21 protein-coding genes and 2 pseudogenes are annotated in these 21,876 nt (G+C 70.0%); 9 read left to right on the forward strand and 14 right to left on the reverse strand.

Annotated elements, in window-relative coordinates; all coding sequences use genetic code 11:
* Nucleotides 1–312: 312 nt before the first annotated feature.
* The 5 genes from aroQ to FHS42_RS11475 form a co-directional block, all read right to left on the reverse strand.
* A complete protein-coding gene (gene aroQ / locus FHS42_RS11455; protein ID WP_246494569.1) occupies nt 313–999 on the reverse strand; it encodes a gamma subclass chorismate mutase AroQ in 687 nt (228 codons plus the stop codon).
* Nucleotides 1,000–1,065: 66 nt separating this feature from the next.
* On the reverse strand, nt 1,066–3,372 hold the full coding sequence (locus FHS42_RS11460) for a serine/threonine-protein kinase (protein WP_184571754.1): 2,307 nt from the start codon (nt 3,370–3,372) through the stop codon (nt 1,066–1,068).
* Between the two features lie 653 nt (nt 3,373–4,025).
* Entirely contained in the window at nt 4,026–4,259 is a 234-nt protein-coding gene (locus tag FHS42_RS11465; RefSeq protein WP_184571756.1) for a hypothetical protein, read from the reverse strand.
* 116 nt (nt 4,260–4,375) lie between these two features.
* Complete coding sequence (locus FHS42_RS11470; protein WP_184571758.1) at nt 4,376–5,173, reverse strand: SAM-dependent methyltransferase; 798 nt, start codon at nt 5,171–5,173, stop codon at nt 4,376–4,378.
* A 39-nt stretch (nt 5,174–5,212) separates the two neighbouring features.
* Nucleotides 5,213–6,121 carry a helix-turn-helix domain-containing protein gene (locus FHS42_RS11475; protein ID WP_184571760.1) on the reverse strand — a complete coding sequence of 303 codons (909 nt, stop codon included), beginning with the start codon at nt 6,119–6,121 and terminating at the stop codon, nt 5,213–5,215.
* Between the two features lie 205 nt (nt 6,122–6,326).
* On the opposite strand from FHS42_RS11475, the gene FHS42_RS11480 reads away from it, so the two are divergent.
* The 3 genes from FHS42_RS11480 (at nt 6,327) to FHS42_RS11490 (ending at nt 7,908) form a co-directional block, all read left to right on the forward strand.
* A complete protein-coding gene (locus FHS42_RS11480) occupies nt 6,327–6,830 on the forward strand; it encodes a hypothetical protein (RefSeq protein ID WP_184571762.1) in 504 nt (167 codons plus the stop codon).
* A gap of 101 nt (nt 6,831–6,931) precedes the next feature.
* On the forward strand, nt 6,932–7,378 hold the full coding sequence (locus FHS42_RS11485; protein ID WP_184571764.1) for a hypothetical protein: 447 nt from the start codon (nt 6,932–6,934) through the stop codon (nt 7,376–7,378).
* Nucleotides 7,375–7,908 (forward strand): TroA family protein, encoded by a 534-nt coding sequence (locus FHS42_RS11490; protein ID WP_184571766.1) that lies wholly within the window; start codon nt 7,375–7,377, stop codon nt 7,906–7,908. Before FHS42_RS11485 ends, FHS42_RS11490 begins: the two co-directional genes overlap by 4 nt.
* Nucleotides 7,909–8,354: 446 nt before the next feature.
* Here the strand turns inward: FHS42_RS11490 and FHS42_RS39375 are convergent.
* The 5 genes and pseudogenes from FHS42_RS39375 to FHS42_RS11510 all read right to left on the reverse strand — a co-directional run.
* A pseudogene (locus FHS42_RS39375) lies at nt 8,355–8,444 on the reverse strand (phosphopantetheine-binding protein); the annotation flags it as partial.
* A gap of 357 nt (nt 8,445–8,801) precedes the next feature.
* Nucleotides 8,802–9,020, reverse strand: a complete 219-nt coding sequence (locus FHS42_RS11500) for an MbtH family protein (RefSeq protein WP_312866832.1) — start codon at nt 9,018–9,020, stop codon at nt 8,802–8,804.
* Nucleotides 9,021–9,133: 113 nt separating this feature from the next.
* Complete coding sequence (locus FHS42_RS38165; RefSeq protein ID WP_312866833.1) at nt 9,134–9,337, reverse strand: iron chelate uptake ABC transporter family permease subunit; 204 nt, start codon at nt 9,335–9,337, stop codon at nt 9,134–9,136.
* 58 nt (nt 9,338–9,395) lie between these two features.
* Nucleotides 9,396–9,626, reverse strand: a complete 231-nt coding sequence (locus tag FHS42_RS38170; protein WP_281392725.1) for an iron chelate uptake ABC transporter family permease subunit — start codon at nt 9,624–9,626, stop codon at nt 9,396–9,398.
* A 209-nt stretch (nt 9,627–9,835) separates the two neighbouring features.
* A complete protein-coding gene (locus FHS42_RS11510; RefSeq protein ID WP_184571770.1) occupies nt 9,836–10,792 on the reverse strand; it encodes a methionyl-tRNA formyltransferase in 957 nt (318 codons plus the stop codon).
* A 136-nt stretch (nt 10,793–10,928) separates the two neighbouring features.
* On the opposite strand from FHS42_RS11510, the gene FHS42_RS11515 reads away from it, so the two are divergent.
* From FHS42_RS11515 to FHS42_RS39380, 4 genes and pseudogenes are all read left to right on the forward strand, one after another.
* Nucleotides 10,929–12,251, forward strand: coding sequence for a lysine N(6)-hydroxylase/L-ornithine N(5)-oxygenase family protein (locus FHS42_RS11515; RefSeq protein WP_184571772.1), 1,323 nt, complete (start codon nt 10,929–10,931; stop codon nt 12,249–12,251).
* Between the two features lie 335 nt (nt 12,252–12,586).
* Complete coding sequence (locus tag FHS42_RS11520; protein ID WP_184571774.1) at nt 12,587–14,173, forward strand: amidohydrolase; 1,587 nt, start codon at nt 12,587–12,589, stop codon at nt 14,171–14,173.
* Nucleotides 14,174–14,470: 297 nt separating this feature from the next.
* On the forward strand, nt 14,471–15,463 hold the full coding sequence (locus FHS42_RS11525) for a hypothetical protein (RefSeq protein WP_312866834.1): 993 nt from the start codon (nt 14,471–14,473) through the stop codon (nt 15,461–15,463).
* Nucleotides 15,411–15,720, forward strand: a pseudogene (locus FHS42_RS39380) (IS982 family transposase); the annotation flags it as partial. The gene FHS42_RS11525 and the pseudogene FHS42_RS39380, both read left to right, overlap by 53 nt.
* A 264-nt stretch (nt 15,721–15,984) precedes the next feature.
* Here FHS42_RS39380 and FHS42_RS11535 read toward each other — a convergent pair.
* Together FHS42_RS11535 and FHS42_RS11540 are read right to left on the reverse strand one after the other, a co-directional pair.
* Nucleotides 15,985–16,374, reverse strand: coding sequence for a hypothetical protein (locus FHS42_RS11535; protein WP_184571779.1), 390 nt, complete (start codon nt 16,372–16,374; stop codon nt 15,985–15,987).
* Between the two features lie 355 nt (nt 16,375–16,729).
* Nucleotides 16,730–17,209: an NUDIX hydrolase gene (locus FHS42_RS11540; protein ID WP_184571781.1), complete on the reverse strand. Its 480-nt coding sequence runs from the start codon at nt 17,207–17,209 to the stop codon at nt 16,730–16,732.
* A 306-nt stretch (nt 17,210–17,515) separates the two neighbouring features.
* Between FHS42_RS11540 and FHS42_RS11545 the strand changes: the two genes are divergently transcribed.
* Nucleotides 17,516–18,571, forward strand: a complete 1,056-nt coding sequence (locus FHS42_RS11545; protein WP_184571783.1) for an O-antigen ligase family protein — start codon at nt 17,516–17,518, stop codon at nt 18,569–18,571.
* Nucleotides 18,572–18,680: 109 nt separating this feature from the next.
* Here the strand turns inward: FHS42_RS11545 and FHS42_RS11550 are convergent, their stop codons facing one another.
* Nucleotides 18,681–19,253, reverse strand: a complete 573-nt coding sequence (locus tag FHS42_RS11550) for a hypothetical protein (protein WP_184571785.1) — start codon at nt 19,251–19,253, stop codon at nt 18,681–18,683.
* 110 nt (nt 19,254–19,363) lie between these two features.
* Nucleotides 19,364–20,146 (reverse strand): glutamate racemase, encoded by a 783-nt coding sequence (locus FHS42_RS11555; RefSeq protein WP_184571787.1) that lies wholly within the window; start codon nt 20,144–20,146, stop codon nt 19,364–19,366.
* A 382-nt stretch (nt 20,147–20,528) separates the two neighbouring features.
* On the opposite strand from FHS42_RS11555, the gene FHS42_RS11560 reads away from it, so the two are divergent.
* Entirely contained in the window at nt 20,529–21,833 is a 1,305-nt protein-coding gene (locus FHS42_RS11560; RefSeq protein WP_184571789.1) for a glycosyltransferase, read from the forward strand.
* The last annotated feature ends 43 nt before the right edge of the window (nt 21,834–21,876 follow it).

Genomic DNA, 21,876 nt, shown 5'->3' on the forward strand with positions numbered 1-21,876 from the left:
TGCTCCTCCCGGTTCGTCGTCCGGGGTCAGACTATCCATCGACCCCGGTCCGGAACAGGCCGCTACGGAAGATGCTCGGCCCGTGACCGGGGGAACGCGCGTACGCACGTACGAGATGCGGAAGAGGGGCAGTGAGGCAGCGCTCAAACAGCGAGGCGGACGTGACATCGCCGGCCTGTGGGTGCTGCCCCGAGCCTGCCCCTTGTCTCCCGCGCCGGCGCTCCTTTTCCTGGCCGTGCGCCCCCTCGTGGCCCGTGCGTCCAGGCTGCTCCTGTCAAGGTTCGAGCCGGCGAGCAGGCGGCGTCCCGTGGGCTATCGCCCGGCCGCTACCGGTGGCGCGCACACCGAACGCAGGCTGCGGGCCAGCGCCAGGGTGTGCACCGGGTCCAGCGCCTGTTCTTGGCGGGTGCGTACGCCCGCGGTCAGCAGCACCACATCGCACAGCGGCGCCGTGCGGGCGGGCTCAGAGGTGGCGATGGCGCGGACCAGGCCGCCGTTGACGCGGTTGATCTCTGCGCGGACCGCGGCCAGGTCGGTGGGCTCGGTCGGGGCCTGTGACGGGTCGGCCTGCCACCGGCGGTGCAGGGCACGTTGGACGAGCTTGTTCGCCTCGATCTGGTCCCGGAAGATTCCCACCGTCGCCTTCGGGTCGGCGCCCACCTCGCGCGCCTGCCGCGCGACGGCCTTCAGCACCTGCCGTTCGCGCTCGGGGTCGTCGATCGGGCTTTCGGTACCCCACTTCGCCGCTGCGACCAGGTCCGCCGTCAGCAGTCGGCGCGCGGACAGCTCGGCCAGCGGGCGCAGTTGGGCCCCGTGGCCGTGCACGGGCACCACATGCCGCGCGGTGCCCGCGTCGTGGGCGGAGGCCACCGTGCCCGGCGCGCTCGCCGTTGGCTGCGCCGGGCCTGGCGCGGCCAACGCGCCGCTGGTCGCAGTGGCGAGCGCGATCGTGGCGAAGGCGGTGATCAGCATGCGGCGGCCGGAGTTCGTCAGACGCAAGGCGTCCTTCGGGTGTCCTTTTCGTGGCAGTGATGGTGACGGCGGTAGCGATGGAGACACGGCGGGTCAGTCGTCGCGCGGGGTTTGGGCCCGGTGCAGGGCGGCGGCCTGGCGGTAGACGGCGACCGCCTCCTCGTTGCGGCCGAGCCGCTCCAGGCACTGCGCCTCGTCGTTGCGGCTGGCGAGGGTGTCGGGATGGTCATCGCCAAGGACCCGGGCCCGGGCGGTGGCGACCTGGTGATAGGCCGTCAACGCGTCCGGCCAGCGATCGAGCCATCCCAGGCACACCGCCACCTCGCGGCGGCTGACCAGGGTGTCGGGGTGGTCGTGGCCCAGTACACGTTCCCGGACGGCGCATACGTCCCTGGCCTCGGCCAGCGCCTCTTCCCAGCGCCCGAGGCGGCCGAGGTTGACGCCCAGGCCGTGCCGGGCCCGCAGCGTCTCCGGGTCGGCGCCGCCGTGCACCCGCGTCCGGTCAGCGGCCAACTCCCGGTAGAGCGCCAGCGCCTCCTGGCTGCGACCGAGCCGGCCCAGGCTGATGCCCACCTCGTAACGGGACGCGAGGGTGTCAGGGTGGTCAGCGCCCAGCGCCTGTTCGCGTGCGGTGGCCACCTCGCGGTAGGTGCGCAAGGCCTCGTCCCAGCGGCCGAGTTGGCCGAGTGCGTACGCCACCTCGTACCGCGTGACGAGCGTGTCCGGGTGCAGTGCACCGAGCACCCTGCCGCGGGCGGCGGCCACCTCGTACGCCATCCGGTACGACTCGTCCAAGCGGCCAAGGCGGCTGAGGTTGAAGGCCAGGTTGTGCCGGCAGCGCAGGGTGTCGGGGTGATCAGTGCCTATGACACGCTCCCGGATGGCCAGCACGGTGACGTAGACCTGGTGCGCCTCCAGGTGGCGGCCGAGTTGGCCCAGGACGTACGCGGTCTCTTGACGGGCGGCGAGGGTGTCGGGGTGATCCGGGCCGAGCACCCGTTCTCGGCCGCCGGCCACCTGGGCGTACTCACGCAGCGCGTCGGCCGGGCGGCCGAGCCGCCCCAGCGTGAAGGCGATCTCGTAGCGGGACGCGAGGGTGTCGGGATGGTCGGGGCCGAGCGCCTGCTCCCGCTCGGCGGCCACCGCGCGGTGCACCTCGCCCGCCTCCTCCCAGCGGCCGAGTCGGGCGAAGCTGAGGCCGGCATGGTGGCGAATGGCCAGCCGGTCGAGCAGCCCCGGCGACGGAGTGGGGCGCTTGGCTTCGACGCTGGGTGCCGCCTGTGGCGGGCTGGCCAGGGGGCCCGTCCAGGAGCCGGTGAGCCCGGCGGAGCGGTCCACCGCCTCCAGGGGCAACGCACCGCTGCCCGTCGCCTTGGAGCCGGTGGTCATGTGCCGGGCCCAGCCCGGCAGCCGGGGCTGGCCGCCCGCGAGGGGGGCGCCCACGCCGGGTGACTGGCCTCCGTCGCCGCTCGCGGCCGGCGCGCCGATGCCGATTCCGGTGCCGTCCGGGGCAGCGTTGCGATCGGCTGCCTGGAGCGTGTGGGCTCCCGGCTCCCGTCCCCGCGTGATGCGCGAGGCGAGCGCGGCGGCATCGTCCGGGCGCTCCCCCGGGTCCTTGGCCAAGAGGTCGAGTACGACGTCCGCGAAGGATGGAGGCAGCTCTGGGCGGTGGCTGCGCAGCGGCTCCGGCGGGGTGTCGCGGTGGCCGACCAGTACCGCCCACGCGTCCTCGTGGTCGAAGGGCGGGGCCCCGGTGGCCAGTTCGTAGAGCACGCACCCGAGTGAGTACAGGTCGCTGCGGTGGTCCACGACGCCGCCGGAGATCTGCTCGGGCGACATGTAGTGCGGGGTACCCATGGCGACACCGGTTCCCGTGAGCCGGGATGTGAGGCCGATGTCGTCGCCGAGTCTGGCGATGCCGAAGTCGCAGATCTTCACCGTGCCGTCGGTCAGCCGCATGATGTTGGCGGGCTTGAGGTCGCGGTGCACGACGCCCTGCCGGTGGGTGTAGGCCAACGCCGCGCTGACCTGTGCGGCGATCTCCACGGTGTCCGCCACGGGCAGCGGGTGCGGCTGGCTGTCATCGAGGAGTTGGCTCAGGTTGCGTCCTTCGAGCAGTTCCATCACGAGGTAGAGGATGCCGTCGTACTCGCCGAAGTCGTGCACCACGGTCACTCCGCGGTGCTGGAGCGAGGCGGCGACCTGTGCCTCGCGACGGAAACGTTCGCGCAGGACCCGCAGGTACGAGGCGTCGTGCTGGGGGCCTATCGGCTTGAGGCACTTGACGGCGACGAGACGGCCTAGGGATGCGTCACGGGCGCGCCACACCTCGCCCATGCCCCCTCGCCCGATGATGTCGAGAAGCTGGTACCGGCCCTGGATCAGCCTGGTCTCCGCCATCGAATCCGCCATCGACTGCCGCCGCCCCCGTCGTGTCTCGCTGTGATCTCCCCAGCCCGTCCAGTATGGCCGCCGGGTCGAGCGGCATGAAGGCGAGGAAAGGACGGCGCGCTTCGGCGCTGGGCCCGTGCACGGGCCGGGCTTTCGGCGAGGCAGCGCGTATCGTCAGACCCAAAGCCGTGTCATACGGGCCAACGAGCGAATGGAGAAGCCATGCCAGGCTTGGTGAGTCGCATCAAGGCGTTTGCCCGCAGCCCCCAGGGGCGCAGGTTGGTGGCACAGGGTAGGAGCGCGGCGTCCGACCCCAGGAAGCGGTCACAGGCCATGCAACTCTTGCGCCGGCTACGGGGGCGGCGCTAAGGGCGGAGCGCAGCAGGCGCCAAGGAGGGGGCGGGCGCTGAAGCCGGGGCTCAGGGCGGACCCGGGGCTGGAAGGGTTGCCACCGGGCAGGCGCTGAGGCCGCTGGGACGGCGCGATGGGGTGGTGGAGTACCGCGGAACCTTCGCGTTCTCCACACACCCCTTCCGCATGGAGGGAACTCGCTGAGCCGCATCTCGCACCGGAACCGCTGAGCTGTGTTTTACGGTGCAATTGCCGAGCGGCGCCCGGCACCCGTGTGTGCGGCCTCGACGGCGCGGGGTCGGCCCTCATCTTCAGGCCGTCCTGGTACCGGCGATGGGGCCGGGCAGCGCAAGGGCTTCGACGCTCTCGGGGGCCGCGGCCCCCGCCATCAGCCCGGCCCCCTTCAACGTGTCCTCGACCTCGGACCATCCCCAGACCGCAAGGCCGATCAAGGCGCTGAGCACCAGCACCGCGATCACGCAGCCGTCGATCCACTTCGAGCTCGCTGCGTCGGGGGGCCCGATATCGGTCGCGTCCGTTTCCATGCAGCTCACCATAGCCAACGGCCGCCACCCGTCCATGAGTTGTCGTACTCAAGGTCGCTGAGTATCCGCTCACGGCAGAGCGAGCCTGGCGGGCAGCGTGCCCGCGCTCGGTGTTGTCACCCGATGCGGCCCCAGAGGCCGTACATGCAAGCCTCGCTCGGATCTGCGTCGCGGGAGTGGCCGCCGGGGTGCCATTGGTTGGTGGCCACGATGCCGGGAGGCAGCACGGTGACGCCGGCCTGATCCATGAGCGCGTGCAATTCGTCTCGGCTGCGCATATGGGAGGGGATACCGAATTTCTGGTACACGTCCTGCATCGTTTGGACCTTGGTGTGTGCGAAGTCGTACGTGCCATGCGAGAGGACGACCAGCGAACCGGGCGTCAAAGCCGCGGTGTACTCGGTGAGCAGGGCGGGGATGTCCACGTCGGTGATGTAAGGCACGACCGCGGCGAGGAGCACGGCGACCGGGCAGGTGAAGTCAATGGTCTCGCGAACGACAGAGGACTCCAGCACGAGTTGCGGGTCGCGAATGTCCGCGACCAGGTAGCCGAGGCTCCCCCGCCCGGCGCCGGCCCCGTGTTCCTCCAGGTGGGCCACGACCTCTGGGGAGTGGTCAACGTAGGCCACGTTGACCGTGTCCACGGCCTGGGCGACGTCGTGCACATTGCGCTCCATGGGCCGCCCCGCCCCGAGATCCAGGATCTGCGTGATGCCGTGCTGGCGCACGGCCGCCTCGGCCGCTGCCAGGACGAAGGCGCGGTTGTGTTGGGCGAGCAGACGTGCAGAGGGGACGGCGGTGAGTAGTGTCCGCGCCAGCTCCTGGTCACGCTCGTGGAGGTTCTTCGCGGAGGACTGGAGCACTCCGGCGTAGACGTTGGGGACCTGCATACCCGGCCGACGGTCATCGGTCATGGGTTCCTCCGTAAGGGGTGGGTGTAAGTCAAGGGGCGGTTATTCGCGGTTCCAGTCATCACGCGAAGCCTTGAGTAGCGCGCGCGTCTCTGTCTTCGATGCGGCCATGCCCACGGTGCGGTCCCACAGTTCGGTGTAGTACGTGACGGTGCGCGGGTCGTCCACGAGCTCGCCGCGATCGCCGCGAGGGAACACCAGGGCGTCGGGCAAGACGTCCGGCCGTAGACGGTAATACGTGTGGTCCCCGGCCAGTGCGGCAGGCGGTGGGTCCTGGGTGCTGCGGGCGAGTTGGATCGTCACGCCCGGTCGGGTGCTCAACTCGATCAGGTGGTCGAGCTGCGCCCGCATGACCGCGGGGCTGCCGACCGTCCAGCGCAACCCGGCCTCGGCGATCACCATCCACAGCCGGCCTTTGGTACGCGCCAGGACGGCCAGGCGGTCTGGAGTGAGGTCGTCCAGCAGGCGCGGCGCGCCGCGCAAGGGGCCGGCGGCCAGGGCGGCAGCGTAGTCCGCGGTGCGGAGCAGCACCGGCACCAGCGTGGCGTACTCCCGGATCTGTTCGGCCGCGCTTTCCAGGGCGAGCAGGTCAGCAACCCATCCGGAGGCCACGGGGTGGGTGTCCCACCAGTTGGCCTCCGTAGCCCGGTCCACCATCTCCAGCAGGTCGGCGATGGCCGCATCAGTGAGCTGCTCCAGTATCGGGCGTTGTGCAATGGCCGCCTGGTAGTGCTGCAACAGGGTCTTGATCACGGGCAGTTTGGGCTTGCTGACCGCGCCTTCGATGCGGCGGACGGTCATCGTGGTCATGCGCAGCACTTGGGCGACCTCGTCGAGGGAGAGGTCCGCCGCTTCCCTGAGCCGTCGCATACGTGCGGCGATCACTCGGCGCAAGGCGGCCGGCGCGGGCCCGGCGCGGCGGGGCCCGGAGTCGGAGTCGGACGACGGCACGAGTCCTCCCATCTCTCGTGGGGAGCTGATCTGTGGATCATCGTAGTCACTCGTTCTTGAGTCTGGACAAAATGTGAATTCACAAAAAGTTCTATTGCTAAATGCGTTTTTACATGTGACGGTGGAAGCTCACACCACCTTCGCGAGCCGTCCTGCGGGCCGACTACCGGTCCCCCGGCAGCGTGCCGCACCCCGGAGGAAACCCGTGCCGACTTCCTGGAGCTCCAGCCAGCTGCGCCTGCGGGCTTCAGCCGGCGGCGGCATCGGCGCAGCTTCCGGGGATCAAGAGCCCTTGGCGCTGCGTGACCAGGCCACGATCGACTGGGTCGAACGCACCTTGCCCGACAGCGATACGAAGGAGTGGCGGCGCGAGCACGCCGCCCCCCTGCCGGTCGGCGTGCACTGGGACGTCGCCGTCCTGCCGGCCGCACTGTGGGACGGCATCCAGGCGCGTCTTGCCGCCGCCGTGCGCAAGAGACCGGTCATCGCCGACACGATCCGCGAGGAGGTCTACCTCCCCGTCCCGGTGGGGACCGCGACGACCTCCGGCATCCGGATACTGCGCGCCGGAGCCTGGCTGCTGGTCCAGCACCCCCGGCATGGCGGCGCGCGGGCCCGGTGGCTGAGTTACCCGACCGCCGACTCCGTCTTGACGGACACCAGCGCCCTGGTCAACGCCATCCACGGCTACCGCGCGGTGCTGCCCTAGTCACGCATGACCGAGTTGGCCCCGCCCCACGCGGGACCGTCATGCCCGCCACCACACGCCACTGGCCGGCTCCGCTGGCCAGACACGACCAGGAAGCATTCATGGACGTCTGCCGGGAAGGCAGTGCTGAAGTAGACGCGCGGTTGGCCATATCCATTGCCCCGGACCCGGGCGCCGGGGCCCCGCGCCTTGCGCGCCACCTGAAGGACGCGCTCACCCAGCGGCTGCCCCTCACCTACGTATGCCTGTATGTCGCGCACGCCCCAGCAGCTCGCCCCGAAGGCGACGTCAGCGCCTTCGGCTCCGACCCCGTGCCGACGTACCTCATGCACGTTCGCTGGTGCCCTCATCCAGACCTGCCCGGCCGCCCACAGATGATGGCGACCGCTTGCTGTGCGGTGTGGCTGGTCACCGGCACCGCCGGGGGCCAGACACTGACCTGTTGGGTCCCCCACCAGGACACCTGGGAACGCTTACGGCGAACCGCCACGCTCGCGGACGGCCCGCCGTGCCGGGCCGCTGACGATGAACGGCCTCTCCTGGCGTGAGGAAGAGTTGCGCACGCCGTGGTGTTGCGCCCTTCCTCACCGAGGCCAGCCCGGCAGCCGCCCGGCTCACGCGACAGTCTCGCTGGGATTCTGAACAGCGCGGTGGTGGCGGTGGCCACCGCCACCACCGCGAGCCGACCTGGACGCCGCCCAACGCGCACGCGATCGGCGCGCTGAAGCCGGACCTGATCATTGACCAGTTCTACAAGGACAAGACCGCGCCGCAGAAGACCATTACGCCGGTCGCCTACTACAACCCGTCCGACAGCGGCGCCCTTTGGTACGAGCAGCTCGACAAGATCGCCGAAGCCGCCAACCGGCGGGAAGCGCTCACCACCGCCGAGTCGCCAATGCCGCACCCGGCTGAAGCCGGTGCAGGAGAAGTACGCCCAGCAGATCTCCAAGTCAACCCGGGCCCCGTTCAGCGGTGGCCAAAACGGCGCCTGCTTCCTCTTCTTCCTCGACTCCCCGATGCTGACCGTGCTGCGCGACCTGGGCCTGACCATCGGGGCGAAAATCCGAAGCTGTAGTCAACGGGCCACGGTAAGGCGGCGGTTGCTGCCGCCCCCAGGTCCGTACGAGTGCCTCAGCGCGCACCAGGCTGGCGACATTCGCGGGGCCCGTAGTGCCGCCACACGGCGGGCGAGCGCGCCCCGAGCCCTGCGGGGCAGCCGGGGCCGCAGACCTCGGGGGCCAGCCGGCTGTCAGTCAGCTGCGCCCAGGCATCGGCTACAGACAGCGTGCGCCAGACCTCCCCGCCTGGCGCACGCCGCTCATAGCTTAGTCATCGCGCAGTACCGGCGCGACGTGGCACCGTACCGGAAGGCCAACCGGGATACGCCGGAAAGTGTCGTGAGCCGCTGTGCTTGCACCCGACGGCGAGCGGCGGGGTCGTGCTCAGCAACGCATCGGACAACGGCACCGACTTCGGGGCGAGCGTACGTTCCCGGGAACCGGCGGAGGCGTGGCGGGAGGCCTCGGTGCCCAGGATGGAGCGAATCCGGTTGACGAGCCGCATGGCCAGCAGCGAATGCCCGCCCAGGGCGAAGAAGTCATCGTCGGTGGTGGCCTGCGGGGGCGCGGTGGCCTGCCGGACGAAGCAATCGGCCAGCCCCTGCGGGGCCACGTGCTCCACGGGTCCGCTCAGCGCCCGCTGGTCGGCGGCCCCCGGCCGTACGGCGGCGACGAGAGTATGGGGACGGGCAGTGAACTGGTCGAGTACGCACGAGTTACGCGTCGATGGCCTCGGCTCGCTCCCGTGGGAGCAGTTCGGGTCAGTGGTCGATGGCCAAGCCGAGCCGGTTGGTGCCCGGCGCGCGACGAGGACCAGTGGACAGTGCGTCGCGTCATGCCCTTCAAGGCGATGCCGGCGCCCGCGAGGAAATGGCGTCTACCCAGGCCGCTGCGGGGCTTTGGCGGACGGTCATGAAGGGTCGTTGGCCATGCTCTTGATCAGGCTCTTGGGCCGTAGGTCGGTCCAGTTCTTCTCGATGTAATCCAGGCACGCCTGCCGGGTGTCCTCGGGATGGACGGCAATCCACCCCTCGGGGACGTCCGCGAATGCCGGCCACAGTGAGTGCTGGCCGTCATCGTTGACGAGCACTAGGTACACGCCGTCCTCGTCCTCGAACGGATTGGTCACAACAACCTCCCAAGACATCGGGCCCCTCACACCCGGACCCGCTCATTAGGTGAGCCTAGCCTTACTTTTTACTGAGCTTCAAGTGAGCAAGAGAGGGCTGATTCACGAACCGGTTAACCCCGGCCCTCGGCGATCAGGCCGCTCAGGCTGGCGCTGATCGCGGCCCCGACCAACGCGAGCCGCACCGGCGATGCACCACCGCGCCCGGAGGCGCCGAGGAGGTAGACGATGACCGTGGTCACCGCGGCGCCGACGAACGAGAACCAGACCAACGTGGGGTAACCGCTGACGCCGACCACGCCGAGGCCGAAGACCACGGCGGCCGACGCCCGGCGTTGACGCGGAGCAGCCCCGGATCGGCCAGCGGGTTGCGGGTCAGCGACTGCTGATCGCCCCGGTTGCGGCGAGCCCGGCGCCGGCAAGGAGCCCCACCATGGTGCGCGGCAGCCGTAACTCCCTGATCACCTCGGTGGTGTACGAGCAGTCGTTCGTCCACAGCGCCCGCCACACCTCGGGCAGCGAGGTGTCCTTGGTGCCGATCCAGGTGCTCAGCACGACCAGCACGGCGAGCACCCCCGCAAGGACCAGCAGTCCGCTACCGCGCATCGCGGCGCGGCCCTTGCCCCCTCGGGTGCCACCGCTGCGCCGCCCGCGGCACGGAGCCGCGGGCGGTCAGCTTCCGCAGGCTGGCCGCAAGCCTCGCCGGGAGGCCCGCCGGGAGTTGCGTGCCCTGGCACCGAGGGCGGCGCGGCCACGGCGACCCGATGGCGGGCCGGGCCCGGCGGCCCGGTGGATGGTTGTGCCGCGACGCTGACTCACCCGGCCTTTTCCGGATGGCCGCGCAGGTATCCGCCCATGGTGCGGAAGTAGTCGGTGGCCGCCAGCTCCGTACCGTCCTCGGTCCGCACCCGCTTCAGCAGCAATCCGCGGCTGCGGCCGTGCCGGGCGTCGGAGCCCGCGACGATCACTACGCCGTCGCCCTCCTTGATGAAGATCCGCCCAGGCGTGCCGCCGTAGCAGCCTTGCGAGAGCCCGGCGGAGACGATCCGCAGCCGCTGCCCCCGGTGGTAGGTAAAGGCGTTGGGGTACGGGTCGGACTGCGCCCGCACCAATCGCTCCAGGTCCTCCGCCGGCCAGGTCCAGTCGATGCGGCTGTCCTCAAGGGCCCGCTTATGGAAGAAGCTCGCCTTGGACGGGTCCTGCGGCGTCCACTCGGCCTTGCCCGAGTCGATCAGCTCAAGCGCCTCGGTGACGATCGGGGCGATGAGGTCCACGGTGGCGTGGAAGAGGTCGGTCGCGGTGTCGGTGGGGCCAACGGGCACCGAGCGCTGCAAGAGGACGTCCCCGGCGTCCAAGGTGGCGTCCATCCGGTGTGCGGTGACGCCGACCTCTGGCTCAGCGTTGATGAGGGCCCAGATCAGCGGCGAGAAGCCGGCGTAGGCGGGCAGCAGCGAGTCATGCACGTTGAGGGTGCCGTGCCGCGGCACGTCGAAGATTTCCGGCGGTATCCAAGTGCGCCAGTTGTTGGCGACGATCAGATCGGGGGCTACCTCGGCGACGGTACGGGCCAGTTCGGCGTCGGGCCGATTGGCCAACACCACCGGGACCCCGTGCTCCGCCGCCAGGTCGGCCACCGAGTCATCCCAGACCTTTTCGTACACATGGTCGCTCTTGGGGTGGGTCACCACCAGGCACACCTCGTGTCCCGAATCCAGCAGCGCACGCAGGGTGCGGTGCCCCCAGGTTTGGTAGCCGAACATGGCGATCCGCATACAGCAACTCCCTAGAGATCGGATGACGCTCCGTCATGCGCCGGCAAGGGCGATATGGGCGTGATCAACCCCACCACCATTGCAAGGCAAGGCTAACCTTACCTAGGATTGCTCGGGCTAGGGAGGCGATGCTGCGTTGAAATATGTCAGCCGCAACACGGAAACCATCTATGACCTGCTAGGAATCGGCTTTGGGCCGTCCAACCTGGCGCTCGCCATCGCGATAGAGGAGCACAACACTCACGCCAGGACTGAGGATCGAATCCGAGCCCAATTCCTGGAGAAACAGGCTGCGTTCGGCTGGCACCGAGGGATGCTCATCGATGACGCGACCATGCAGGTGTCCTTCCCGAAGGACTTGGTCACCATGCGAGACCCCACGAGTGACTACAGCTTTCTGTACTACCTGAAGGAGCAGGGCCGCCTGGTCGACTTCCTCAATCAAAAGACCCTCTTCCCGCTGCGCATCGAGTTCCACGACTACTTCGAGTGGGCGGCCGGACGCCTGGCCCACCTGGTGGACTACTCCGCCGAGGTCGTCTCCGTGGTCCCCGTCACCGAGGACGGAGAGGTACGGTACTTCGACGTCACCAGTCGCGAGAGCGACGGCCTCCAGGTGCGACGAGCTCGGGACATATGCGTGGCGACCGGCATGAAACACCGGCTCCCCGCCGGAGCCGAACCCTCACAGCGGGTGCTGCACAACCGCGACCTGGTGCCTCGCGTCGCCGAGTTGGCGGGCCAAAACCTGCGCCGCGTCGTCGTGCTCGGCGCGGGCCAGTCCGCCGCTGAAACCGTGGCCTATGTGCACCGCGCCTTCCCCGAGGCCGAGGTCTGCGCCGTGTTCGCCAAATACGGATACACCCCGGCCGACGACAGCCCGTTCGCCAACCGGGTCTTTGACCCGGAGGCAGTGGACACCTACTACCAGGCCCCCACCGAGGTCAAGGAGTCCCTACTCGGCTACCACCGCAGCACCAACTACTCGGCGGTGGACATCGAGCTGATCGATGCGCTCTACCGCACCCAGTACCAAGAACGGGTGCAGGGCAAGGAACGGCTACGGATGCTCAACGTGTCCCGGCTGCGCTCCGTGGAAACCGACGCCGATGGGCTCCGCGTGACCGTGGAGTTCCTGCCCACCGGTGAGCAGCAGGTCCTGGAGGCCGATTTGCTCGTGTATGCAACGGGTTATCAACCTCCGGACCCGGGTCCGCTGCTCGGCGAGGCGAACGCACTGTGCCAGCGCGATGACCGCGGCGAGCTGCGCGTCAGCCGCGATCACCGGGTCTGCGTCACCGACCATGTCACTGCGGGCATCTATCTCCAAGGCGCCACTGAACACACACACGGCATCACCTCAACCCTGCTGTCCCACACGGCCGTTCGGGTGGGCGAGATACTCGACTCGGTCCTTTCTCGCCACCACAAACCGGAACCGGCAAGGCCGCGCGTCTAGCGGCGACACACCCCCTGGGAATCCGACCACGGACGCGGGGCTCATACGGGACGGCCCCAGGTCCGCAACGTGAACCCGTCCCGTGCACGACGGATGGCGGGTGCTGCGCACCGCTGTCGCCGTCCGTCATGCCTCACCATGATCGCCACGCGATACGACCCGCGAGTTCACGAAGCTGCCGCTGAGGAACTCGCGGGTCGCGGCGTACGGTTTCGGCACCGGCCCAGGCGCCGTGAGGTGTCGGACACGGTCCCGGGCCCGGGACCCCTGGGCGAGCAAGCCCCGAGACCGAGCACGGACGAACACCAGCCGCCCTTCAACCGAAAGCGAGCACCATGCTCGATCTCCGGCTGACCAACGGCATCATCCACACCATGAACCCCGATCGCCCGTACGCCCATGCACTGGGCATCTGGCGCGGCCAGCTCGTCGGCGTAGACGAGGCGATTACCGGCCTCCCCGCTCACCACGAGGTGAACCTGGCCGGGGCCACTGTGCTGCCGGGCTTCATCGATGCGCACGTGCATCTCGCCTGGACCGGCCTCGCGGCCCGCGCCACCAGCGTCGCGCCCTGCCGCGAGGTGGACGCCGTCCTCGCCGTCATCCACCAAGCCGCCCAGCGGGCGCGGCCCGCCGACTGGGTGGACGTCGCCGACTACGACCAGCGCCCGCTGGGACGTGACCTCACCGCCGCCGAGTTGGACACCGCAGGCGGCGGCCGAAAGGTCCTGGTCGCCCATCGCTCGGGACATTCGTGCGTGGTGAGCACCGCCGTACTAGATCTGTTGCCGGCCGGCACACGGCATCGCCATGGCGTGCTGAGCGAGAGCGGCATGGCTGCGGTGCGCGCCGCCCGCATGCCGTACTCCCTACGGGAGTTGACCGACGCCATCGAGACCGCCGCCCGCGGCTGCCTCACCGAGGGCATCACCGCAGCCGCCGAGGCTGGGATCGGCGGTGGCCTGATCGCCCACAGCGCCATCGAACTCGCCGCCTACCAACGGGCCCGCGACGCCCATCGACTGCCCCTGCGCATGCGGCTGATGGTCGCCGCCGATCTGCTGCGCGAGGTGGCCGCCCACCCCGACGACGGGCTGCAACACGGCATCGATCTCGGGCTGCGTACCGGTCTTGGAGACGATTGGCTGGCCATCGGCGCGCTCAAGGTCTTCACCGACGGCGGCATGATGCCCCGCACCGCCGCGCTCAGTGCTCCGTACACCGGCCTCGATCACAGCGGTGAGCTCTTCGCCGACCCCGCAGAGCTGACCTCGACCATCGTGGCCGGACACCTCGCCGACTGGCAGCTCGCCATCCACGCCATCGGTGACCGGGCGGTGGACGTGGCCCTGGAAGCGCTGGCCACCGCCCAGCGGCTGCGACCGCGCCCGGACGCTCGCCATCGCATCGAACATGCGGGCCTGGTCCGCCCCGATCAGCTTCCGCGCTTCGCCCGCTGCGGCGCAACAGCCGTCATCCAACCCGCCTTCTTGTGGAGCTTCGGCGACGACTACGCGGCTTTGATGGGCCCCGGGCGCGCCGAGTGGCTCTACCGTGGCCGTGCCTTCCATGCCCACGGCATCCCCCTCGCCGGCAGCTCCGACCGTCCGGTGACCATCGGCGCACCGCTGCGGGCCATCCAGTTCATGGTGGAACGCCGCTCCCACTCCGGACAGGTGATCGGCGCTGGTGAGGCCATCACCGTCGATGAGGCGCTACGTGCCTACACCATCGGCGCCGCCCGCGCCTGCCGCTGGGAGAAGACTCTGGGCAGCATCGCCCCCGGCAAACACGCCGACTTGGTCGTCCTGGCCGACGACCCGTACCGGGTGCCCCCTGCCCGGATCGGCGGCATCGAGGTGGTGGCCACCTTCTGTGCGGGCGAGCCGGTGCACGGCGCGGCGGCCCTGGAGCTGGGCTAGGCGAGTTAGTCCGGATGCTGGCTGGTGCGGCTGGTGCGGCTGGTGCAGCTGAACGCTTCAGATGGCGGGTGAGTTCTTACGTTCGGTGAGTCGTGAGCTCAGTTGTTCTGCATGGTGAGGCGCCAAAATTCGCACAGCTCAGCACACCGCAACGACGGCTCGTCGCATGGGCCCTTCGGCCCTCACTACCCGCCTGTTGCTCCCTCGGATGGGGGAGGTGGATACGTCCGGCGGGGGATGTCGCCGTGCGGGGTGACGCTGGACGCTGGGATTCCTGCTGGTGAGAGGGGAGTTCGGGTGGAACGATGGGATCGGATCGGGCGGAGCGCGGCATACGGGGCGGCTCTGGCGCTGTTGCCGTATTTGCTGATCAAAGTGTCGTGGGTGGTCGGCTCGCTCATGGGAGTGCTGCCGGTCGGCAACGGGTTCGATATGGCGGAGTGGGTAGTGCTCAACACCGTCACGGTCGGTATGGCGGCAATCGGCATCTCGCTGGCGCTCGCCCTGGTGCGGCCGTGGGGCATGCGGATACCGGGGGCGCCGGTGGTGTTCTGCGCCTGGGTGGGGTCGGGATTCCTCGTCCCGGTACTGCCATTCGGTGTGCTGACAACGTTCTTGGAGTGGCACGGCGGCTCGCAGGGCGGCGGTGGCGGCGGCGGTGGGGATTCGACCATGCCGGTCTGGGAGGGGGTGCTGGTCCAGTTCAGCTTTCTGGGGATGGGGCTGGGGCTTGCCCTCGCGGTTCCCTCGTACTTGCGGCGCCGCTGGCCAGACGCGTTCACCGGGCGAGTCGGTGACGGCCCACGTGTCGCACCGCCGGGGGCGGCTGTCGTCGGTGCCGCGGTTGGCCTGATCTGGCTGTACTGGGCGGCCGGCGGCACCGTGGGAATCGCCTACCCGGCCGAGCGGAACACCAACGGGTATGTGCTGGGAGCTGTCTCCGGGCTCTGGGCACTCGCCGGCTCCGCCGCCATCTGGATGCTCGCCCAGGCCCAACCCGCCCGGTTGCCCCGCTGGCTCCCGCTGGCGTTCGGTTGGGTCGGGTCTGGCTCGCTGTTCGCGTGGAGCGGCTGGAAACTGCCCCTCACCCTGTACGTAGCGCTGGCGGACCCGGTCGGCGTCACCCCGCCGGAGAACCCAGGCGTCGCAGCGGTACTTCATTTCGGCGCTGTAGTGGCGGGCGCGGCGATGCTGCGCACACTCATCCGCACGCGGACAGGGCGCCCAAGATCGTTGTGTGACGAACAACCTGGACACCCTGCTGACCGCGCTGTACATGGGAATCGATGACGCGATCGGAGCCATTCGATGGCTGGGCAGGCCACCGCAGTTGACGGACTCCGAGCTGGTCTGCGTCGCAGTCGCGCAGGCGCTGCTGGGCTTCACTTCGAAGTCGAGGTGACTGTGGTTCGTGGGTTCCCGCCTGGGCACAACGTTCCCGTACGTGCCCAAGCAGCCGCGCTGAAACAAGCGGCTGAGGGGCCCCACTGCCTTCGGTCAAGAAGGCGATACGGCTGCTGACGACGGATACGGACTTCTCGTTTGACCCACCGTCGTCCTGACCTCGGTCCTACTCCAGCTGCGGGGGCCCTACGGGGGAGAGGGTTCGGACCAGATATTGCTGCTGGTGTTCACCGTCCTGACCCTGACCGCGCTGCACCCGCGCACCACCACGATGCGCCTGAGCCTGTGCTTTCTGGCGCTACAGTCCGCCCTGGGGTACCTCACCGCCGGGATCTACAAGGTGGTATCCCCGATGTGGCGGGACGGCAGTGCCCTGACCGGCATTTTGGGCACGCGCTGCTTCGGATTCACCGGCCCCCATCCACGGCCCGACCGCTGCCAACGGCCCGTACCAGCGCAGGTTCGGCGTCCAGCTCGCCATGGGCGAAGCGCACCACTCGCTGGGCCTCGGCACCTCTTACGGCCGCCAAAGCGGCTCCAACAAGGACGCCTTCAGCTGCCGGGCCGCTCGGCCACGTACGGAGAACGTCCCGGGCCCTCGCGTCCGCACGCTGGGAAACACCGCTCAACGAATGCTGAAAGCCGGCCGATCCGCGGCGACTGGCGAGTACGCCGGCCCGTACGCACCACTCAAGCATCGCGAAGAAGGCGAGTGGCGCGATATCCCCGCTGCGGCGAACCTCGTTCCGCTCCTGGAACGACTTCCCGTTCTGAACGCTGTCGGGAAGATGACGCACACCGGCCTCGTTCGCACGTCTTGGGACCGGGCGATTTAACGGCTCGGCTTGCCGGCATACGACCCGCACGCCCTCCGCAAGAAGTGGGCGACCGAAACGTTGATCATCGGGGCGTCACTTCATGCGGTTTCCCGCTGGCTGGGGCACCGTTTCAGCGACGTGACGGCGGAGCCAGTACGGCCACCTCGCTCAGGACGGTCGTGAGCGCCTGCGCCAGATCATCCAGGCCGGCTTCGCGCCGTACGTGTGCCCCTTACACGCCGTAGCTCGCGCTGAGTTCAGCCGTCAGGCCCCGCGGCAACCAGGCTGACGCCTTCTTCGCGCAGCTTCGCGGCGTGGCTGCGCAGCCTTGCGTTCACCCCTCGCCGATCCCCTCGAACCACGTCGGTCCCCCCGCTGTGGCCTGCTTGATTCGATGGAGCGCGAAGTCTTCCAACACCGGTAGGGCGTCCAGCTCGAACCAGCCGACCTCCAGGTTCTCGTCGTCGTTCACCCGCGCCTCGCCGCCCGTCGCACGCGCGAGGAAGCAGATGTCCATGAACTGGCAGACATCTCCATTGGGGTAGGTGACGGGCTCCATCCCCTGCACCAGTAGCAGGCGCTCCGGCGCGCAACGCACCGCCGTCTCCTCGAAGACCTCGCGTACCGCCGTCTGCGCGGGCTGCTCTCCCGGCTCCGGGATGCCGCCAACGATCGACCACCGTCCGTTGTCCGCCCGGCGGGCGAGCAGCACCCTGCCGGCATCGTCGAAGACGACGGCGCTGACACCGGGCAGGTAGAGCAACTGGTGACCGGCGCTGACCCGCAGCGCACGAATGAAGTCTGGGGTAGCCATGACCCGAGCGTAGGCTCTCGGTCTGCCCGCGCCGACCCCGGGCGCGCCTGCCTGCCCGGCCCACGCCCGGCCCCCTGCCCCGCACACTCCTCCGCGCGGGCCGCGGGGAGCCCCGGGAAGGATGCCGGCCACCGCCGAAGACGTCCGCTCCGTCCCTGGCCATCGGGATTCGCACCGCTGGCGCATCGTTTCTGCGCAGAATATCCACAACTCCCCGCACACCCGCTACGGTGGCCCAAAGTCCTTGCCCGCAGGCGACGTTCTGCCCGCCGAACGGTGCCCGCTTCGACTCGGGGGGTCGAAGGGATGGTCTCATCGGCCGTAAGCCCTGCTGTCGCGGCGCGTAATACGCCCGATTTCGCAGGCGTGATTATTCTTGGCTCGTGCGCCGCCTGGGCGCTGTTGTGCGCTGTCGGTCGTACCGCGCGCCCCGAGGGCGTGCTGCTCGCCGTCCTCGCGGTGGCCGCCGGCTACGCAGGTGGCCGGATCGCCGGAGCACTGTTGCCGGTGGCCGCGCCCGCGCTGCTGGCCGCCGTGGGCCTCGGGCTCGTCCTGGCGACGCCGCGCCACGCGGACGCCAGCGCGATGGGGCACGCGGGACTGCTGGCCGCCCATACCGCGCTCGCCGTTGGTGCCGCCTGCTGCGCGGGCTGGGCCGCCACGGCAACACCGGTGCGCGTCGGGTGCAGCCTGCTCGCCGTCGCCATCGTGGCCGCCGCCTTCCAGGCGGGCTCGGTGCCTGGCGGCCTCGCCGGCAGCACCGTCTTGCTGTGCTCGGTGGCAGCGGCACGGATGCCACATCGGCTGCTTGGCCTGTGCGGTCTGGCCCTGTGCGCCGTACTCGCCGTAGGCACCTCATGGGCCGTTGCCGAACGCGCGCTCCCCTCCGGCCTGTCCACCGCGCTCCAGGGGCAGCTCACCGAGCAACGAGTCCAGCTGTGGCAGGACGCGATCAGCCTCGCCGGACAGGACCCGGCGCGCGGCGCCGGTCCCGGCCGGTTTCCCGAGTTGAGCCCCACCGCGCGGCAGGTAGCCGAGCCGGACACCAAGCCGTACTCCGCGCCCCTTCAGCAAGCCGCCGAGCAAGGCGTACCCGGCGTCATCCTGCTCGGCACGGCCTTCGGCTGGCTGTTGTACGCGCTGTGGCGCTCAGCTCGTACGACCCAGGTGGCGCTAAGCGCGGGAGCGGCGCTCACCGGCCTCGCGGTGGCGGCTGCTGTCGGCAACGCACTCAGCTTTCCCGAGGTCACCGCGGGTGCCGGTCTGCTCGCCGGAGTGGCGACGGCCCATCTGATCAGTGAGGACGCGAGCGCCCGCAGGGGCTGCTCCGACCTCACCGAAGACGCCGCCGGCGCCGCGTAGCCCGGCTGCCGCCGCCCGCCTCCATCCGAAGCCGCGCGGCATCCTGGCGCGCATTTTGGCGCGCGAGGTACAGCCGGTCACCGGCCTGACGCGGGAGAGCCGCCGGACCCTACGCGGGAGATGGGCGGCCCTTGCGGCCGTTGCTCAGTCCGAGCCGTTCGCGGATGACCCGTACCGCGGCCTCCGCGTCGTCCACCGTCACCGTGAACGTCCGCCCGTCACCGAGCCGAACCACCAGGCCCTCGCCGCGTCTGACCACCACGGCGGTGCCCTGCTCGGGCCGCCATCGGTAGCCCCAGCCGCCCCACTGACGTGGGGTGACCCGGGGCGCGAACTCCGCTCCGATCACCTGCTCCAGCGGGATGCGGCAGCGTGGCAATCCGATGTGGCCGCACCGCACCTCCAGGGCCTCGGCGTCCACGCGTACGGCCACGTGCACGAAGGCGAGCGTGCCGAACAGCATCAGCAGCCCGGTCGCGACACAGCCGATCACCGACATCAGCAGGGGAGCCAGGCCGGGCGTCCAGGCGGAGTCCACGGCCAACTCGATACCGAGCGCCATACAGGCCGCTCCCACGGCTGCCAGCGCCCACTGCAACCGGTTGGTCGCGCGCCCGGTCCAGACTTCGAAAGGCGCCTCGGTCGCCCCGGGCTGCTTGTCATCGGAGTGGGGGTCCCTCATATCTGCACACTACGCTCGGCCGGGCACGAGAGCAGCAAGGTGAGCCGTGGCGTCGCCGCCGGCCCACGCGGGGGTGTCGGAGCCGCCTGACGCAGCGGCTCGCGTACGGCCTACGCCGCTGCCACTCGTACGAGTCCGGCGCCCTCCGGGTAGGCGAGGGCCTCGGCGGGCAGCGCGGACTCGCGCCCGCTCAGCAGCACCGTCAGCGCGCCGGTGGGGGCCGCGTCCGGGGCGGGCTGTACGCCGCTGCGGCGTAGCGCCTGCGCGGCCACGGCCTCGGCGGAGGCGAAGAGGGTCACCGGCGCGGCGGCACCGGTCTGGACGGCGGCCCTGATGCGGTCGGCGAGGAGCTCATAGTGAGTGCAGCCGAGCACGACGGCCCGTACGCCCGATGGAGTGATGCCGGCCGCCGCACCGATAGCGGCGTCGATGGCGGCGGCGTCGGCGTGCTGGACGGCGTCGGCAAGCCCGGGGCAGGGCACTTCGGTGACGCTCGTCTGCGCCGCAAAGTCACGGATCAGCCGTGTCTGGTACGGGCTACCGGTGGTAGCGGGCGTGGCCCAGATGGCCACCGGGCCGCCACCCGCCGCGGCGGGCTTGATGGCCGGCACGGTGCCGATGACCGGCAGCGCGGGCTCCAGCTCGGCACGCAGCGCGGGCAGCGCGTTGACCGAGGCGGTGTTGCAGGCGACGATCAGCGCATCGGGGCGGTGCGCGGCGGCGGCCCTGGCACAGACCAGCGCGTGCGCGACGATATCGGCGGGAGTACGCGGCCCCCAGGGCATGCCATCGGGGTCACTGGAGAGAATCAGGTCGGCGTCGGGCCGCAGCCGGTGGACGGCGGCGGCAGCCGCCAGCAGGCCAAGGCCGGAATCCATGAGCGCGATCTTCACTGCCGTACGCCTCGCAATACCGGTCCACTTCCCGAGCGGGCCCGGCCGCACCAGCGTTGGATACAGCTCGTGACCCCGTGCGACACGCCATCCAAGCGCGACACTCGATCACTTTAATCGATCGCTTCCGCTACCCGGCTCGAACGGCGGAGCGTAGCCGGATCTCGCACGCTCCAGCGCACCACTGCGCTCCGCCCGCACTCGGGCCTGCGCCACCCCGCCCCGCCCGGTCGTCCCCGACCTCACGGGTCAGTACAGCTAGACAGCTAGATAAATAGACCCCCCGTATCCCGCCGGCTTCCCTTCGCGCGCAGGGGTCCGCCGCACACCGAATAGCGTGCTATACCCCCCGCACGGCGTTCACTGGGGCAGACTGCCACGGATGAGCGCGCTTACCTGGATCGCCCTGGCCTCGCTGGCCTCTTGGGTGTGGCTGCTGCTGGGGCAGGGATTCTTTTGGCGTACGGATATCAGGCTGCCGCCGCGCGGCGAGCCGGCAACCGGGCCGTGGCCGACCGTGGCCATCGTGGTGCCCGCGCGGGACGAGGCGGAGGTGCTGCCGCTGAGCCTGCCGTCCCTCCTGGAACAGGACTATCCGGGGCAGGCCACGGTCTTCCTCGTGGACGACGGCAGCACCGACGGCACCGCGAAGATCGCCCATGAGCTGACCGCCGGCTGCGGCGGCCTGCCGCTGGTGGTGGCCTCGCCCGGGGAGCTGGAGCCAGGCTGGACCGGGAAGTTGTGGGCGGTACGGCATGGCATCGCGCTGGCCAGGGCGCAGCTTGAGCCGGAGTATGTGCTGCTCACCGACGCGGATATCGCGCATGAGCCGGACAGCTTGCGGGAACTGGTCAGCGCCGCCCGCTCGCATGACCTTGATCTGGTGTCGCAGATGGCGCGGCTGCGCGTGGAGACGGCCTGGGAGCGTTTGCTCGTCCCGGCCTTTGTCTACTTTTTCGCGCAGCTTTACCCCTTCCGTTGGGTCAACCAACCTGGGGCCAGGACCGCGGCGGCAGCGGGCGGCTGTGTGTTGTTGCGTACGGACGCCGCGGAGCGGGCGCGGGTGCCCGAAAGCATTCGGCAGTCCGTGATCGACGACGTGGCGCTGGCCCGTGCGATCAAGCACGCCACATCGGCCCCTGCGAACGGAAGAGGCCGTACGGACACGCCACCTGCCAGCCGCCCCGCGACCGCGCCGTACGCAGCAGACGCCGTGGGCGCCGTGGGCGCGGGGGCGGTGGTCCGGCGGCCAGCGACCAGCGGGCGGATCTGGCTGGGGCTCGCCGAGCGGGTGGACAGCGTGCGGCCCTACCCACAGCTGAGCGAGCTGTGGCGGATGGTCTCTCGCAGCGCTTACGCCCAGCTTCGGCACCAGCCGGCGGTGCTGGTGGCAACCGTCGTAGGCCTCACCGTGATCTACCTCGCTCCCCCGGTGGCGGTGTGCGTCGGGGTAGTGGGCGGGCATCGGGCGCTGCTGGTGATCGGCGCCGCGGCATGGGCGGTCATGGCCGGCAGCTATCTGCCCATGCTGCGCTACTACCGGCAATCCCCGTGGCTGGCGCCACTGCTGCCGTTCACGGCGTCGTTGTATCTGCTCATGACAGTGGACTCGGCACGGCAGCACTACCGGGGCCAAGGCGCGGCCTGGAAGGGGCGTACCTACGCCCGTCCCAAAGCCGCGCCGTGAGCACCTCGCGGCGAGCGGTGTCTCGCGCAGGCGCCGAGCGTAC

The organism is Streptomyces zagrosensis, from assembly GCF_014203645.1.
GTDB lineage: Bacteria > Actinomycetota > Actinomycetes > Streptomycetales > Streptomycetaceae > Streptomyces > Streptomyces zagrosensis.